The 17,387-nt window shown below is 54.1% G+C and carries 12 protein-coding genes; 5 read left to right on the top strand and 7 right to left on the bottom strand.

The window, feature by feature from the left end:
* Positions 1–20 precede the first annotated feature (20 nt).
* Positions 21–1,289 (bottom strand): hypothetical protein, encoded by a 1,269-nt coding sequence (locus tag K239x_RS27525; protein ID WP_145421641.1) that lies wholly within the window; start codon positions 1,287–1,289, stop codon positions 21–23.
* A 395-nt stretch (positions 1,290–1,684) separates the two neighbouring features.
* Between K239x_RS27525 and K239x_RS27520 the strand changes: the two genes are divergently transcribed.
* On the top strand, positions 1,685–2,230 hold the full coding sequence (locus K239x_RS27520; protein WP_145421639.1) for a PDZ domain-containing protein: 546 nt from the start codon (positions 1,685–1,687) through the stop codon (positions 2,228–2,230).
* A 7-nt stretch (positions 2,231–2,237) separates the two neighbouring features.
* Here the strand turns inward: K239x_RS27520 and K239x_RS27515 are convergent, their stop codons facing one another.
* The 4 genes from K239x_RS27515 to K239x_RS27500 form a co-directional block, all read right to left on the bottom strand.
* The gene (locus K239x_RS27515) at positions 2,238–3,215 is read right to left on the bottom strand and encodes an alpha/beta hydrolase (protein WP_145421637.1); all 978 of its coding nucleotides are present in this window, start codon (positions 3,213–3,215) and stop codon (positions 2,238–2,240) included.
* 76 nt (positions 3,216–3,291) lie between these two features.
* Positions 3,292–3,909, bottom strand: coding sequence for a DUF937 domain-containing protein (locus K239x_RS27510; RefSeq protein WP_145421635.1), 618 nt, complete (start codon positions 3,907–3,909; stop codon positions 3,292–3,294).
* A gap of 226 nt (positions 3,910–4,135) precedes the next feature.
* On the bottom strand, positions 4,136–5,386 hold the full coding sequence (locus K239x_RS27505; RefSeq protein WP_145422620.1) for an outer membrane protein assembly factor BamB family protein: 1,251 nt from the start codon (positions 5,384–5,386) through the stop codon (positions 4,136–4,138).
* A gap of 135 nt (positions 5,387–5,521) precedes the next feature.
* Positions 5,522–7,654, bottom strand: coding sequence for a DUF4190 domain-containing protein (locus K239x_RS27500; protein ID WP_145421633.1), 2,133 nt, complete (start codon positions 7,652–7,654; stop codon positions 5,522–5,524).
* A 303-nt stretch (positions 7,655–7,957) separates the two neighbouring features.
* On the opposite strand from K239x_RS27500, the gene K239x_RS27495 reads away from it, so the two are divergent.
* Together K239x_RS27495 and K239x_RS27490 are read left to right on the top strand one after the other, a co-directional pair.
* Complete coding sequence (locus tag K239x_RS27495) at positions 7,958–8,587, top strand: hypothetical protein (protein WP_145421631.1); 630 nt, start codon at positions 7,958–7,960, stop codon at positions 8,585–8,587.
* A gap of 459 nt (positions 8,588–9,046) precedes the next feature.
* Positions 9,047–11,611: an ATP-dependent Clp protease ATP-binding subunit gene (locus K239x_RS27490; RefSeq protein WP_145421629.1), complete on the top strand. Its 2,565-nt coding sequence runs from the start codon at positions 9,047–9,049 to the stop codon at positions 11,609–11,611.
* A gap of 91 nt (positions 11,612–11,702) precedes the next feature.
* Here the strand turns inward: K239x_RS27490 and K239x_RS27485 are convergent, their stop codons facing one another.
* Positions 11,703–12,740 carry a ThiF family adenylyltransferase gene (locus K239x_RS27485; protein ID WP_145421627.1) on the bottom strand — a complete coding sequence of 346 codons (1,038 nt, stop codon included), beginning with the start codon at positions 12,738–12,740 and terminating at the stop codon, positions 11,703–11,705.
* 168 nt (positions 12,741–12,908) lie between these two features.
* On the opposite strand from K239x_RS27485, the gene epmA reads away from it, so the two are divergent.
* Together epmA and K239x_RS27475 are read left to right on the top strand one after the other, a co-directional pair.
* A complete protein-coding gene (gene epmA, locus K239x_RS27480) occupies positions 12,909–13,862 on the top strand; it encodes an EF-P lysine aminoacylase EpmA (protein ID WP_145421625.1) in 954 nt (317 codons plus the stop codon).
* 102 nt (positions 13,863–13,964) lie between these two features.
* A complete protein-coding gene (locus tag K239x_RS27475; protein ID WP_145421623.1) occupies positions 13,965–14,441 on the top strand; it encodes a hemerythrin domain-containing protein in 477 nt (158 codons plus the stop codon).
* 40 nt (positions 14,442–14,481) lie between these two features.
* On the opposite strand, the gene K239x_RS27470 is transcribed toward K239x_RS27475, so the two are convergent.
* Positions 14,482–17,226 carry an MMPL family transporter gene (locus K239x_RS27470; protein WP_145421622.1) on the bottom strand — a complete coding sequence of 915 codons (2,745 nt, stop codon included), beginning with the start codon at positions 17,224–17,226 and terminating at the stop codon, positions 14,482–14,484.
* Positions 17,227–17,387: the final 161 nt, after the last annotated feature.

The following is a 17,387-nucleotide window of genomic DNA, read 5'->3' as shown; positions in this document are numbered from 1 at the left end:
ACGAGCTATTTTCCGACGGGCTATTTTTTGATTGCCCGTTTGATCCGTCCGATGTGTTTGGCTGGCAGGTCGTTTTCGTGTATGACAATGCCCGTTTTGCGGCCGGGGTCAAAGACGACGTAGCGACCACGAGAGGGAAGCTCCGTATCGATGGGTTGCAGGCCCTTGATTCGCATCACAGTTGCGAGTTGCTGATGCGTTACATGACGGAAGGGAACCTTAGCCGCTACATTTTCTAAATCTCTCCACCCCAGTTTCAATCGGTCGGCGGCATTGTCGACGTTGATTGGCGGCCAACGCCGGAGCGAATCAAGGATCGGTGGCTCGATTGAAAAGACGACGGTGTTGGATGCAGCGTTTCGATCCCACCACTCGATCAGCGGTTGGTCATGATTGCTTTCGGTCACCGGACTCCGCTTCCAGATCAATTCGACCAAACTTTGCCAGTGCGTTTGAAAATCTGTGCCAGCAACAAGCGGAAAGATCGCGTCACACCAGGGTTGGCGTACTTGGGGATGCTGCTCAATGACAGCCAAGCGTAATAAATCACTCGGTTCGTTCAGTGAGAAGCGACGTTTGACATCGGCTAAGTAAATCTCGTCCAATGCTTCGCCGATGTTCGCCAGTTTTCTGCGTGTCAGATTGGTTGATGTGACGGAGGTTGATTTGACTGATTCGTCGTCAGCGTCTTGCTCTGTTTTGGCGACGATCTCCTGCTGTGCTTCGCTCCACAGTCGTGGCAATCGCTGAGCGTAGTACTGAGTGATTTCGTCGGCGCGATGTCGAGCCGCTTTTTGATTCTTGCCTTCGGGTGCGTTTAGCAGTGCACTTGCAAACTGTGCGTCTTCGATCAACGTCAGCATGTTCGACAACTCAGGAACTCCGGTTTGCAGACCCAGCAATCGGTAGTTGGTATCGCAAACGGCAATGATCGCGCGTTCTGGTTTGTTGCGATCTTTGCCAGCTGAAAGCAATTTCGGGGTCCCCGCTGCGAGCGACTGCAGGATGAACTTTTCTTTCAAATCGTCGCGTGCCTGAGAGACTTCTTGAAGAACTGATTCGACGAGAGGAGTACACCAAAGCGAACGTGGTTCATGCGAGCTGTTTTCGACGAAAGGATCGTCGTTGGTGATTAACAAAAGAATCAGTTTGTCGGCTGAGTCGCGAGCCGAATTCGGTTCGAATGCTTTCGTCCAGGTAAGACTTTTTTCATCGGCTTGAACGACTGAACAAGCAGAGATGCACGCAGAGCATGCCAGGAGTAGAGCCGTGACAGAAAGACTTTTCATGTGCCCGCCAAGATGAGAAGAACCAAGGAGAGTTGATCTGCCGTGCGATTGCCCAACCGATGGACTCTCAAAAGGCTTTGAGAATTTTCATCTTAGCGAACAAAGCAGCGATTCGCATGTTTTGAGCTGTAAACGGCTGGTCGGAGTGTCCGGTGTCAGATCTCTAAAGCAATCCAAGTTTGGGGTCAGAACTTGTGCCAATTCCGAGTCCAGCCAGTGGCTTGCCCTCGTTTTGAGAATTCACGCGATCACTGGGAGCCGTTGCGAGAAAAAGTCCGTTGTTTGCCGGGGAGAACGACTGTTTTGGAGATTCTGAATTATGGGTGTAACACACCAATCTGAATCTCGCTTAGCGAGTTAGAAACGAATCAATCACACCGACGGGAGTCATCACCATGAACGCGAAAAAGAATGAAGTCGAAAAACCGGTACTTGGCTACGTCGTGATTGCGGTGGCTTTGTTAACCGGGTTGGTTACCGCCAATGCGTTTGGACAACAAGACGGCGAAATTGACAACGTCAAAGCACCTGCGGTGAGTGCATCAGTGTCCACCCCATCCGTCGTCAGCACACCTGCCATCAGCACGCCCGTTGCCGGTACTGCGGTGGCTGGGTCGGCATCGAACGTGGCATCAAAACGCCATCGTCGCTGGATCTTGGGGGTTCGCTCCCATGCGACACAAACCGGTTGTCTGGTCGAATACGTTCAGTTGTCCAGTGCGGCCCAAAAACTAGGCTTAGAGATCGGTGATAGGATCGTGGCCGTCGACGGAAAACAAGTCGGTTACATCGGTGGTCGCTTGGTGTCACTTGCCCGAACGTTGGAACAAGGTGGCAGCTACGACGGTCGCGTGCGGATCTTGGTTCAGAATCGTCGCAACGGACGACTGGTATCCATGAATGCGAATCTACGCAGCCCTATCGCACACTTGGGACACTGAGTGACGACTAAGCAGCTTCGCGGCGGATGGTTTGGTTAGCCAGATGAAGCCGAAAGAAATCGATCTGGCGCTGGTGGTACTCCGGTTCTCGCCAGAGTCGATTGTGTGCGTGTTGTGCCAACGACCAGATCTGCGGAGTTTGTTGCCAATGCTCCGACGAAGCGAGAATTTCCAAGTGTCGAATCGGCAACATTGCGTCGCCGTTGCTATGGGTCAGAAAAACAGGACAGTGGATCATTCCTATTCGTCGCAGCGGACTGGCTTCGTTGAGATGGACGCCGGCCAGTTTGGTGAGCCAAAACCTTGCTGGCAACGCAAAGATCGTAGGGATGTTCTTGTGACGCATGAAGTCAGGAATTGCAGAGGCTGCTTCTGCAAATGCAGAGTCCGACCAGATCGCTCGAATTTGATTTTCTTGATCACGGGCTCCTGCAATCAAGCAAGTCGCGCCACCCATGCTCTCTCCGCGAAGGCCAATTCGATTGGCGTCGATCCCAAGATGCCCAGCGTGATTGCGCAAGTAGTCCAGTGTGGACAGTACGTCGTCGGATTCTCGTGCGCCCAAGGTAACGGGGCCGTTGTCGTCGGAGTCACCATGATTGCGGAGATCAATGGCGACGACGTGAAAACCAGAATTGACCAAGGCCGCGCCGCCCTGTTCCAAAGTCGACGCTTGGTAGTCGTCCGACGGAAAACTCCACAACTTGTCTTTGCCGCCACTGAATCCATGCACCATGACGATGCATGCACCATCGAGAGAGACATCGGGGCTAGGCGATAGCATCCAAGCAGCCAAGTTGTGATGGCGGTCAACCGGAATGGTCAAACGCGTGACACGGTGGCCAAATTGCTCGGGAGTTCGCCGTTGGGCAATGCTGTGGTGGTTGCTGTAGAGAAGTCTTTGCGCGATCAGACAGCCTATGATTTGCCAGAGAGCCAACGCGATCACAACCGCGATGGCGAGAGAGAAAACGAATTCTGTCATGTCGTAATCCTTTTGCTTCCTTGCATCGGGAAATCACGTCTGCCCAGGTCAGTTCTGGGCTTGCTGCTTCGCTCGTCTATTTCTTTCCAAACAGGCGGCCGGCTCCAAACTTCATCATGTCCATCATGTCAAAATCACCGTCCCCATCTTGGTCGAACATTTTGGAGATCATTCCGCCGCCGAATGTTTTTGATTCGACTTCCTTGCGTTCGTTTTGCAAAAGATCACCAAGTCCGCCGGCAGACAGGTCTTCTTGTTTTCGGCGTTTTCCTAGCGCGCCCATTAATAGTGGTGCCAGCAATGCCATCAATTTCATGACCTGACCGCTGGAAAGCCCGCTGGCTCGACTAACGCCTTCTTCGACGCGAGATTTGCGGTTGCCCAAGATATGATCCAAGATCGACCCGCCCGCCGTCGTCCGCTCGGTAACTTCGGGAGCCGCTGGCTGTTGACCGCCAAACAGACTTCCCAAATGATCGAGGATCGAACCATCGTGGTCATTTTGAAGGGCATGGTGAAGCTTGGCCGCGCCCTCGGGTTCGCCGGCTTGCCGCGTGATGGCGCCTAAAAGCGTTGGAAGTGCCGCGCCGATGGCTTGTTGAGTTTGCGCGGGATCGGCTCCGATTTGCTTGCTAATGGCTGCGACGCTGTCATCGTCAAGGTATTGGCCAACGAGATCAAGTAACTGAGACATGGAGTAATTCCTGTAATGAGTGCAAAGTGCCGCCCAGTGGCGACGAATCAATGTACTCCTGTCCATGCGGCTGCGTCGAGGACGAGTCCGCTTGGCACGCCCCGGTACGGGATCGAAGTTAGGTTCCGGATCGAAGTTCAGGTGAAGATTCCGATCTCCGGCCGCTAGCTGTTTTCCTCTCAATCGCTCTGCTTGCTGGCAACGCTGCTCCACTGACAGCCAGCGGCTATTTCGCGATGCAATAAAGCGACTGATTACTTCGCAGGTAAAGCTTTCCGTTGGAAACCGCGGGCGAAGCGTTGAAGTCCGTTTCGTCATCGGGCAATACGTTCTGCGCTATTGGCTCGAACGTATCCCCGGGGGCGTAGACCAGCGTGCCACTACGGCGCGTGACAACATAAATCTGCTCGCCGATCAGGACCGGTGATGCGTAGACGGGGCGGCCGCTTTGAAGTTTGTTGACGCGTTCGCGATAAACGATTTCGCCATCTTTTGCCGAGATGCAGTAAGCGATGCCGCGGTCGTCGATCCAGTAAAAGCGACCTTGATGCAGCAGTGGTGTGGCAACATACGAGCTGGACTTGGCGGTCCAAACAACGTTCGTGTCAGTCACATTTTTCTTGCCGCCCGCTGTGACGGCAATGCTCCCCGACGCACGGTAGCCACCGAAACTGTAGACGGTTTGGCCATCGACAATGACGGAAGGCGAAACGTTTCCGGTCATGGGTGATTCAGCGAACCATTTCAATTTTCCCGTCGTGGGATTGAGCGACCAGATTTCGCCGGGCACGCTGATCACCAATTCCGTTTCGCCGTTGTCCAGTTTGACGACCCGTGGTGTCCCGTAGGTCAACTCCAGCATTCCGGCCTCTTGTCGCCACAACTCTTTGCCCGTCTTTTTGTCCAAGGACAGGATTGCTTTTGCCTCTTCCGCCGCGTTGACGATGACACTGTCACCGAGCAGCATCAGGCTTGCGGCCGAACCCCATTGGCGGTTGCTGGATTCTTTGCCGACATCGACACTCCAGTTTTTGTTCCCGTCTAAGCTGATCGAATGCACGCCACCTTTGCCCAGAAAGACGTAGACGTCTTCGCCATCCGTTACAGGTGTGTTGCTGGCGTACCCGTGTTCGGTGATGTAGCCCTGGTAACCGTCTTCGCGGTAGTCGATGGGAAACGCGACGGACCAATTTTGTTTGCCAGTGTTCTTGTCAAAGCATAAGACCCGTCGTTCAGCGTCACCGCCATCGACGTAGCAAGTCACGATGATTCGGTCCCCGACAATGATGGGACTGGATGATCCTGTTCCGGGGAGATCGATTTTCCATTGAAGATTCTCCGATTGGCTCCATGCTGTTGGAACTGTTTCGGTTGTTTTGGCAGCACCCTGGGGCCCTAGGAATGCAGGCCAGTCGTCCGCTTGAATCGCGACCGAACCAACCAGAAAACAAATGGCCGTAATCAATGTCCGAATCATCATGTTGTTTGAAAATGAGTTTAAGTTGGGGTTTGCGCGTACAGTTGCGGTGCGAATAGAGTCTCCATAGAAAAAACGCACGCACCGCAGTTAGATCCACCAAGCGGCAACAAAAAATTCAGCAACGCGAAGTGATTAGTTTTCTGGCAATCGAATTACGTTCAGTGTTTTGCCTGCACCGCTGGCGACGGCGGCTAACATCTTTCCGTCATCGGAGACTGCCATGGTTTGTATGTAGCCGATACTATCGAAGTCAAAGTTTGCGATCACGGAATTGTCACTTAGATCCCAGTAGGTCACCACGCCACGATTGCCGGTAAAGACCTTGTCGCCATCGGGATGAAACAAGGCTTTCCACTGGACGTTGTTAGGTCCCTTCATGGTGGAGCGAACCGTTCCGCTGGCGGTTTCGATGATGCTGATGTCGCTGCCGCCGCTGATTGCCAGCAGGCTACCGTCGGGCGAAAAGTTACAGGACTGTGGGTACGGACCCTTCCAGGTTTTGGGATTGGATACTTTGGTGCTACCGAGATCAATGCTGACCAGCTCTTTACCATCGGTCGCCAACGCGTGCAGGCTTTTCTTGGGCAGGTAGATCGCCATGACTTTACGGTCCAGTGCCTTAGCTCGTCGCGACTGAGTTGTGTTGCCGGCGTAAGATTGCCAGACCACTTCTCCGTTCGCTCCGCTGATGACAAAGTTCGCGCTCGGGCTGACCGTCAGGGACTCAACGGGACGCGAATGGGGCGACAGGAATTTTAATTCGCCCATGACTCCCTGTTTGTTGACCGGGATCGTTGCCAACGTTCCGCGGTACCCAGCAACGATGATTCCGTTGCCGCGAGGCACAAACGAGATGTTTGTGACTTGCCCCACATCACGGACCTTGGTTTTTTCGCTGAGCGTCTGGCCGTTTTGAACGTCCAGCAGAAGGATTGTGTCGTCCTGTTTACCGGCGGCCAGCCATCGACCATCGGGCGAAAACGCCAATGATTTCACACCCCAGCCCATCTCGGGAAAACTCTGCACGATGTCGATCGGAACAAGATTGGGATCTGTTTCGCCACGACGTGGCCGAGTTGCGGGACGGGTTCTGCTACTTGATTGCCCCGTCGATCGTGAACGAGCCGGATTGAGAGAGTCGCGCGGTACGGAAGCGATCGAAGTCGGCGGCGTGCCAGCCGACGGGACAGGGTTGGGAAAGGATCGACCAGAATTTGCCATCGCTGGGGGGACGTAGGGCGGAGGAATCTCCATGGCTTGGAGTGGATCCATCGACGGGGCAAAGTGACTTGGAGGGCCGGATGGCAGATCGAAATTTGGTGGTCTGAAGTTCGGTCGTGAAAAGTTGGGCGGTTCTCCTGTCGAACGACCGAAATCTGCCGCCGCTGATCGTGTTGTCGATGGCAACGAACCGGGACGTGCTGAAGCTGCGCGACTTGGAAAGGCTTGGTCTAGCCAGGCGTCGGGAGTCCGGTTGTTGCGCTGCGCCGCTCCACTTTGATCGTTGCTTTGCGAGGAGGTGATGTTGCCACGGAAATCAGGTATCTCCTGGGGTGGTGGAACGAAATTCGGGTTGCGCTGCGCAGTCGGGTCTGGGTTGCGCTGCGGGAAGAGGTCTTGGTTTTGCGCGATGGCGCGCTGGTTTCTCCCTCGCCCCACGTCACTAAAGATGACAAAGATCAGCAAAACGCTTAGCCCTAAGAAAAGATAGCCGCCGATCGTGCTGCCCAACGCCATTCCTCGACCGCCAATGGAGCCTTGCGAATTTTTGATCTGTGACAAAGCGACATGGCCAAAGATGACCGCCAGAATCGATGAGATCAGCGACAATCCACAAACAAACATCAGCACTGGTGAAAGACAGACCAGGACTAGGGCGACGATGGCGTACGACGAAGTCGAAATAGGATGGGTTTGCTGGTTGGGCTGTGTTTGCTGGCTGGGCTGTGTGTGGGCGTAAGGGTTCGGTTCGAACAACGCGTTGGCAGACGCAGCGTAGCCATCGTTTTGACCAAAAACCGATTGTTGTGGAACGGTTTCTTGTTGTGGGACGACGTTCAGAATTTCGGCGTCGTAGCGAGACATGCAGCCACCGCACTGCACCTGAGTTCCCTGACGCATCAACGGGATGACCGGGATGAAATACAGCGTGAACCAACTACGCAATTCGAGCCGCGTGTAACTTTGGTTGGTTCGGCAGTTGGGGCACTCAAAATTGCCGGTGCCAGCTTTGGATTCCCGCGTTCGGTGTCCGTAAATGATCATCAGTGGGCCCAAGCTTTCATCGAAACGTCCAGAAAATCCTCTGTCAGTTTAATTCATCCCGTTTCGTGTTTGGGCGGCGCTGGCGTTTGTTTGCGTGACGCAAGAGATTTTGCGAAGCGAGAGCGATGATTTACCGGAGAAATAGGCCTGGGTAGGCCGCAGAACGGCGGGGGCCGTCGTTTGATTGGCAAGTGATGATCGGCGAGTAAGCGTCGCACGTAATTTCAGGATCGTCTTGCTATCGACCTGGGAAACGCGGTAGATACGAACCTGTAAACGACACTGGCCAAAGACGGGAAAACGATGCCAGCAAACGAATCGCTTCTGCCGCGGCATTACCTGACCTGCTTGTGGCCAGGAATGACGGAATTGTGGTGGCGCGGACGGCTATCGGGGCTGGCTGCGGCGATCGTGTTTGCCGCTGCGCTCAATTTGCTCTTGGTGATGCGTTTTATGTATCCCGAATGGCTATCAGCCATTTTGGTGCGAATGGCATGTTGGATTGGTGTCGCCGCTTGGGCGTTCTATGTGATTCGCAGCTTTCGGGAACTGCCCGAAATCCTGACGCCTCGCGTGGTCAGCGAAGAACCGGACCGATTCGAGGATGCGCAGCACGCTTACTTGATGTGCGAGTGGGAAATCGCAGAGAAATGTCTCATGCAAGTGCTAGCAATTGAGCCGCGAGATCCACCTGCGCTATTGTTGCTTTCGGGTGTCTACCGTCACACAGATCGTGCTGAATCAGCCAAGCTGGTCGTGACGGAGCTCAGTCGATTGGAGATAGGGGACACTTGGGCATTGGAGATTGACGCCGAGGCCGCTCGCATCGAACGAGATATCGGGGCTGAGGAAGAGGCTGTAGAAGAGGATAACGAGAGCGATTCTGACGAAGACAAAATCGCCGATGACGCTGCCGATTTGACAGCAGCTTAAAATTTCGCTGAAAACAGAGGAAACCGCGAGACGAATTGAAATGAGAGTTTCGACTAAGTTTCCAACGGGAAATAGGAAAACGATTATTCGGTCGGTTGCCAAATTCCGTGTTTTGTCCTCTGCTTTGGGCAAAGCTCCTATCCCTGTTTTTTCGCGTAACCGATAGAATCAGGGCGTGCGTTACTGAGGGCAGAAATAGCGGCGAGGTTTGCCTTCAGTGGGTCGCGATTTGAGTTTAAAGCAGCACTGTGGCGTACCTTTTGCATAGAGATCATGCAACGAAGAACGTTAGCCAGTTTGACAGCAGCCATAGGAAGGCTGTTGGGCCTGTCGAATCGATCGTAAGCAAGACGACAGCGACCGCTTACTGCGACATTCGCAGGACAAGAGACACGAACCGATTTGGGCATCACCCACTCCATTCGGATCGGAAACAACCTGGGTTTTGAGATTTAAAATATGTACGAAAGATTTACCGACCGCGCCCGCAAGGTCATGCAACTGGCCAACCAAGAGGCTCAGCGGTTTAACCACGAATACATCGGCACCGAGCACATCCTGTTGGGCTTGGTCAAGGAAGGCAGTGGTGTGGCCGCCAATGTCTTGAAAAACCTGGAAGTCGACCTCCGCAAAATTCGCTTGGAAGTCGAGAAGCTAGTTCAAAGCGGTCCCGAAATGGTTACTGTTGGCAAGTTGCCGCAAACACCACGAGCCAAAAAAGTCATCGAGTATTCGATGGAAGAAGCTCGCAATCTGAACCACAGCTACGTTGGCACCGAGCACATCTTGTTGGGCCTACTGCGTGAACAAGAAGGCGTCGCCGCCCAAGTTCTGATGAATTTGGGGCTGAAGCTGGAAGACGTTCGCGAGGAAGTCTTGAACCTGCTGGGCCATGGCCTGGAAGGTGCCGAAGTCGGCGAACGCGGTGGTCGTAGCGAAGGCAGCGACGGCGGCAGTTCATCATCGGGCAAAAGCGGCAAAAGCAAGACGCCTGCGTTGGACAGCTTTGGTCGTGACTTGACCGAACTAGCCAAGAAAGGCGAACTGGATCCTGTCATCGGACGTGCTCGTGAGATCGAGCGTGCGATCCAGATCCTTTGCCGCCGAACAAAAAATAACCCTGTGCTTTTGGGTGAAGCCGGCGTTGGTAAAACCGCCATCGTCGAAGGCTTCGCACAGAAGTGTATCTCGGGCGAAGTCCCTGAAATCCTTTGCGACAAACGCATCGTCGTCTTGGACCTTGCGATGATGGTCGCCGGTACGAAGTACCGCGGTCAATTCGAGGAACGCATCAAAGCGGTGATGACCGAAGTGCGTCGTGTGAAAAACACGATTCTGTTTATCGACGAACTTCACACGCTGGTGGGTGCCGGTGGAGCGGAAGGTGCGATCGACGCGGCAAACGTCTTGAAACCTGCTTTGGCTCGTGGCGAGATTCAGTGCATCGGCGCAACAACTTTGGACGAGTACCGAAAGTACATCGAAAAAGACAACGCTCTGGCACGTCGATTCCAAGAGATCATCGTCGAACCGACTAGCAAAGAAGAAACGATCGAAATTCTAAAAGGACTTCGTGGTCGTTACGAAGAACACCACCGTGTGCAGTTCACCGACGATGCGGTCGCCGCCGCTGTCGAAATGAGCGAACGCTACATCACCGCACGTTGCTTGCCGGACAAGGCGATCGACGTGATCGATGAAGCGGGTGCCCGGGTGCGGCTGCGCACGATGACTCGTCCACCCGATCTGAAAGAGATCGACGAGGAAGTCGAAAAGCTGAACAAGGAAAAAGAAGACGCGGTCGCCAATCAAGACTTTGAAAAGGCAGCCAACCTTCGTGATCAAGCGGAAAAACTTCGCAAGAAGAAAGACCAGATCACTCAGGACTGGCGTGAGAAGTCGCAGCAGACCGATGGCGTCGTTGACGAAGAAGTGATCGCCGAAGTGGTCAGTAAAATGACCGGAGTTCCGCTAACACGTCTGTCGACCGAAGACAGCATGCGTTTGATGCAGATGGAAGAAGAACTGCACAAACGCGTCGTCAGCCAAAGTGCAGCCGTTTCGGCCATTGCCAAAGCGGTTCGTCGTAGCCGCAGTGGTTTGAAAGATCCACGTCGTCCAACCGGATCGTTTATCTTTGCTGGTCCAACCGGCGTCGGTAAAACCTTGCTGGCCAAGGCGCTGGCCGAGTACATGTTCGGTGACTCCGAGGCACTCGTGCACATCGACATGAGTGAGTACATGGAGAAGCACAATGTCAGTCGTCTGATTGGTGCCCCTCCCGGATTCGTCGGCTACGAAGAAGGCGGTCAGTTGACCGAAAAAATTCGTCGTCGTCCGTACGCGGTGGTCTTGTTTGACGAAATCGAAAAGGCTCACCCGGACGTCTTCAACATGATGTTGCAAGTCATGGAAGAAGGTCGTTTGACGGACTCCTTCGGTCGCAACATTGACTTCCGTAACACGATCTTGATCATGACCACCAATGCTGGTGCGGAAGCGATTAAGAACGAATCGGCGTTTGGTTTCACCAAGCCCGATGGCGATGCCAGTTACGAATCGATGAAGTCGCGAGTGATGGATCAGATCGAACGTCACTTCCGACCTGAGTTTTTGAACCGTCTGGATGATACGATTATCTTCCGCCACTTGACCAAAGAAGACCTCAAGACAGTCATCGATTACGAATTGGCAAAGGTTCGCGAGCGTTTGCTTCAGCGTGGCTTGGCAATCGAATTGACCGACGAAGCGAAGGAGTTCTTGGTCAAGAAAGGTAGCAACCTGGATTACGGTGCTCGTCCACTGCGTCGTGCGATTGAACAACGTATCGAAGACCCGTTGAGCGAAGAATTGCTCCGCGGTGCATTCGAGGGCAAGGACACGATCTTGATCGATGCGTTCAAGAACGACGAAGGCAAAACGACTCGCTTGGACTTCAAGGGCGAAGCACGCGGCCTACCCGAGCCAGAAGAAACCGTCAGTGCTGGCGTCGGCGAAGGCGAGTCAGAAGAAAAGAAAGGCTAACACAAAGCCTTCTTAACGATTTACGATCAAAGCAGGTCGAAGAGAAATCTCTGGCCTGCTTTTTTTCGTAGCCTCATGAGATCAACGGAGGCTACCCGCCGACGTAGCGGTCGTACAGTGTTCTTGCTTCGCTGATGTCCGACGTTCCGGTCACGATCACGCGGCCGTCGCGAAACAAGGTGAGACTGCGTTCGTCATCCGGAAATAGTCTGGCAAAAAATGTTGTCAGCTGAATGCGCCCCACACCGTCCCAGCGTTTTGCGAAAGTCGCCAAGTCGATCTGGCTGCCGGTTAGAGCACTGATCTGCACGGCATCGCGGCCACACAGTACGCCGTCGGAAGTCTGTCCTCGCTCGCCGTCAAGGAATTCGAGTTTTTGCTGGGCGCACGCCATGCAGTCTTTGCTGGTCGCCGGTCCCAACTTCAGCTCGCGAATGCGGTTGCTCCAAAGATCGACCGACAGCACGGTTTGCCGGACATCGTCCTGATTTCCAGAAAGCCATTTCAGGGCTTCGGTCACTTGAAGGCTAGCGATTAGATGTGTGGCGGGACCGATCACACCGGCCGTGTCACATGTCTGTACGGCACTAGCTGGCGGTGGCTGCGGAACGAGGCAGCGAAAACAGGGTTTGCCTTGCCCGGTAAACAATCGCACCTGTCCGTTCGCGCCGACGCATCCGCCATGCACCCAAGGCGTTCTGGTCGAAAGCGACCAATCGTTCAGCAGAAACCGCAGAGCGAAGTTATCCGCCGCATCCATGACTAAATCCGCACCGCCGAGTAGCTGGCGAATGTTGTCAGCTGTCACGTCGGCGACGATCGGCTTGATTTCGATTTGCGAGTTAATTTCACCCAGACGCTCTGCAGCCGCCTGCGACTTAGCGCGAGCCAGCGATGCATCGGATTCATCGAACAGAGACTGTCGCTGCAAGTTTGTCCATTCCACGACGTCGCGGTCGATCAGAGTAAGATGTCCCACGCCTGCGCGGCCGAGTAATTCTGCTGCGACACTTCCCAAGGCACCGCATCCCAGCACGGCAACTCGTGATTGCGAAATGCGATCGTGTCCATCCGCTCCGATGGGAGCAAACTGAATTTGGCGAGCGTAGCGATTTTCCGATGGCGACATTGGCAGATGGTTGGTTGAGCGAAACAGGTTCACTGCACTATCCTGCGGTAAAGCAGCCTTGAAGGCAACCAAGCTAATCCGGGTTGGATGTGGGAGCGTTGCCAAATCGGAAATGGTGGACGGCATTGCTGTCGTTCATTGACCCACCCTCCACCAATATTTGGCACTATGAATTCTAGCTTTCCGCCGAACTTAACGTGTCTAAAACAGCGGGCGGAGCTACTTCGCTGGCTTCGCGCGTTCTTTGACGATCGAGGTTTCCTAGAAGTCCAAACGCCTTGTCTATCGCGAGACTGTGTGGTGGATCCGTACATCGATCCGCTGTCGGTGAAACTGCCTGGCTATTCGGAGCGTTTCTTTCTACAGACGTCGCCCGAATCAATGATGAAGCGAATGTTGGCGGCGGGCGCTCCGTCGATTTATTCGATCGGGCCTGTTTTTCGCGCCGAAGAATCTGGTCATTTTCACAACACCGAATTCACGATGCTGGAGTGGTACGACGTCGGGGCCGATCTGGACGCGGGCATTTGTCTATTGGGCGATCTGGTGTCATCAGCCATTGGCGCCACAGGATTTGATCGCCTGACGTACCGAGAGGTGTTTCGGCAGCATCTGGATATCGATCCAATCGAAGCGAGCACAGATGATCTTTGCAAACGGGTGGCTGAATTTGCTCCGGGTTTGGCAAACGATGGTCGGGTCGATCGCGATGACTGCCTGGACTTGCTGTTGAGCGAAAAGATTCAGTCGAAACTTGGCAAAGAGCGTCCCTTGATCATGACGGACTATCCGATCAGTCAAGCCGCTCTTGCGAAACCATCGGAAACGGATGTGGACTGTGCAGCACGATTTGAACTTTTCTGCCAAGGCGTTGAACTAGCCAACGGCTATGACGAATTGTTGGACAGTGATGTTCTGCTCCAGCGGTCGAAGCAAAACAATCTGAAACGGGTTGCCTCGGGACGCCATGCTCTTCCGGATAGCACGCGACTAGCCGAAGCAATCCGAAACACCCTGCCAGCCTGTGTGGGGGTGGCCCTGGGAGTCGATCGATTGTTGATGATCATCACAGGGGCGAACGGTATCGACCAAGTGATGCCTTTCACAACCAGTATCGCCTAAAGAGTCAATTGTAATTGCGAGCGAACACAAAAACATGGTTTACCACTGGCAGACGGACTAAAATAGGGCGTCGTCTGTTTTCTCTATTCGGGAATCGTCAGCATGTCACAAAGTCGGGTTGCTACCAAACAGGTCACCGTTAACGCGGCTTTCTTGAAAGAAATCAAGGAAGACAATCGACATCTAAAACAGCTTTGGGATCAAGTCATTCCTCTCGTCGAACAACCCGAAAGGGCCGGCAATCATTGGGCGGAGTTAATCGAGCTGTTTGCGGAACTGCGAGATCAACTCGCTCTGCACTTTTCGCTCGAAGAAGCCTACGGATACTTCGATGATGCCGTGGATATCGCACCTCAGCTGAGCACGATGGCGCATTGCTTGCGAGCAGAGCATTCCAAGCTGTTTTCAGAGGTGCGTGATTTGGCGGACGCTGCGATGGACGCCAAAGCAGACGTGGAAGACGAAGTGTCTAAAGTGGTCAGGCTTTTCGGGAAGTTTCGCCGACGGTTTGAACAGCACGAAGAAGCCGAGCTGAATTTGATACTGCGGGCGACAGAAGACATTGGCGGTGGCGACTGATCCTGCGCAGACTCAGTCGCGTTAGCTCAGTTTGTATCCGCTAGGATTTTTTTCGGCGCCCTGCGATGGCGACAAAACTTGGTACCAAGATGGTTCGCACATAGAACGTGTCGATCAGCACTCCCAGTCCGAGCGCGAATCCCAGTTCAATGATCCCGCGAAGGCCAACTTTGCCGCCGGTTGTAAAGCCAAACCAGCTGGCGACTTCCGGGAACCAGGCCGATGAAGTCATGCTGAAAAAAGTAGCAGCCATCACCAATCCGCAGGCCGTAATGATGCCGCCTGTTCTGGATACGGCCCGGCGAAGTGCAATCAGCCAGCCGAAGGAACGTTGTTCTTCCAAGATTCGCGTGACTAGGTAGACGTTGTAGTCTTGTCCGACTGCGACCAGGATCACGAACAGGAAAATGGGCAGTTTCCAGTCCAGGCCGACGAACTCGTTTCCGTAGGCACCTTGGAAGAACAGCAGTGTCAGCCCGAGCGTGGCGTAGTAGCTCAGTAGCACGGTTGCGATCAGATAGAAGCACAGACCAACTCTGCGAATCACAAACACGAGCACCAAAAACACGGCCACCACGACGGCGACTTTGATCCGACGATTGTCGCTTAACGTGACACTGCGCAAGTCCATAATCGATGGAGTCGTGCCGGTCAACAAAATCTTGGAGTCAGCCCACGTGGAATTTGGATTGGCTGATTCCGCGGCCAGCGTTTTGCTTAGCGCTGCGACTTTGGCAGCGGTCTGGATCGAAAAGGGATCACCAGCAAATACAACGTCGATGCGGGCAAGCCGATCTTTGTACTTTGCATCCGATGCAAAGAAGTATCCTTGGGCGATGCGGTGTTTCTGAAGAACCAGCCTTTTCCAGGCATCGCTACTTAGCAGTCCCATGTCACGGTCGGGCGGAAAGTCGCCCAGCGGATCCACCGCGGTACGGACCGTGGCAACACCATCGGCTTTGTACAAGCGATCCGATAGCTTTCCGATTTCTTTGACAAACTCTTTGTGTGGTTTTTCGTCTGGGCGAACCAGCAGTACCGTGACGGGATTGATCTCGCCAATTTTGAAGTGCTGTGAAAGAAGTCGCAGTCCTCTACGGCTGGCGGCGCTGTGACTTAGTTCTCCACTTAGATCGTAGGTGACGGAGTTTTCATTGATCAGTCCGTAGGTTCCGGGAATGGCCAGGACAGTGACACCCAGCACGAGCCAAGTCATCGGTCGGCGGGTGATCATCAATGCGATCCAGCTCCAGACTCCACCGCCAATGGTTGCTGTCGATGATCCCGTTTGGCTATCGGACCCACGTGAAAAAAGACCGTTAATACTGACGGTCGGTTGGATCGTGGCTGGCCAAAACACTTTCGGTCCAAGTGCACGGAGCAGCGCGGGGGTCAACGTCATGCAAATCAACAACCCGACCAATAGGCAGATCGCGATGATGGGACCTGTGTAATGAAACTTTCCAAATCGCGCGATCCAGAGTGTCCCCAGGCCGACGATGGTCGTCAGCGCACTGCCCATCAATGCACTGCTGACGCCGGTCAGGGCATTGCGACAAGCTTCTGGCCACTCCGCTTTGGCCGCTTCCTCTTTCAACCGGGCGATCAAAAACAAGCAGTAGTCGGTTCCCGCTCCAAACAAAATCACCACAATAAAGATGCGGCTAGTCGTGAAGACCCGCAGGTCCAATCCCGGCACGGTTTCATTGATCGACCAGCCTGTTAGCAGTGCGACCAACGACGTGGAGACCAATACAGCGACGCCGATCGAAACCATTGGCACGGCGACAAGCAACGGCGCGCGATACACTCCCGCCAAGATCAACAGGATCATCGCGACAGTGATCCACTCCGTGTAACGAATCGCATCGCGTGCAGCCAGCAAAGTTTCTCCGCCAATTGCCGCGGAGCCGGTCATCTCCAGTTTCAATCCTGGCTCGGTGTAGTGCAGGCTGTAGTGGCGAACGGTATCGATCAGTTCGTTGACGGCTTCAACCGTTTCGATGTTTCCAGTGGCAGCAAGTTCGCTTGAAAGTTGCATGACTGCTAGCCGCGCACTTTCATGTGTCATGCGCGATCCGATGATCTTGTCATCCCACGAAAGCACGTCGATCATTGACGACCAGGGGCCAAGGTCACGTTGTTCGATCGGCGTTGCGACGGTGGGAAGCTCCGGCATCAGAATCAACGCGGCTTCAAAGTCCGTGCCAATTGCTTCTTCGGTTTCGCCCAAGCATTCCAGCAGTTTGCCACGGTCCCAGTGCGCGATCGCCATGCGAGGTTCTTCGGGCGTCGGGGGATCCGCTGGAACCGTTGCAGCGATTCGCTCGTAAAAACGCTCGTCGATGGAGATGGATTGATCTAAGGCTTCGCGAGTCAGTCGAACCCAAGGCGCTGCGTCGCCAGCTTGATCGACAGGCCCACTTTCGTAACCAAATTCAATCGCCCGCTGCCAGGAAACTTCGGCAAGGCGGTGGTACAAACGCCTGAGCAGATCCAGGCCGACGATCTCATCGTTGGGGGTGAGTTTGTCTTCGGCACGTCCAAGGACCAAAACGATTTGGCTACGACTGCGAACACCCGGAAACGCATCGTCCAGCAACCGTCCGCCTGCAACACTGGACATGGTCGGCGGTAGATACTCAAAGTCACCGTCATAGGCAACGTCGTTCCATGCAGGGGCGGCTAAACGCAAACCAACTGCGATGACAATCCAGGCGATCAACACCACGTGCCACCAGCGGGTGACAATCTCGGCCCAAGCAGCGGAGACAGATCGTTGCATCAATTCAATTGTGGGGTCGACAGCAAGGGAGCCTGGCCAAGAAAGAGGCAGCAAAAGACGGCTGTTTCAAATACCAAGTTACCCCATTACCGTCGGTTCTTGCAGTCCACGCGAACACATGGACAGCTGCTGCTGGCGGGGGATGCCAGGTCATCTAAATT

This window comes from Stieleria marina, assembly GCA_007741555.1.
Lineage (GTDB): Bacteria > Planctomycetota > Planctomycetia > Pirellulales > Pirellulaceae > K23-9.
The sequence above is the reverse complement of the archived record's forward strand: the minus strand, read 5'-3'. Positions and strand labels throughout refer to the sequence as shown.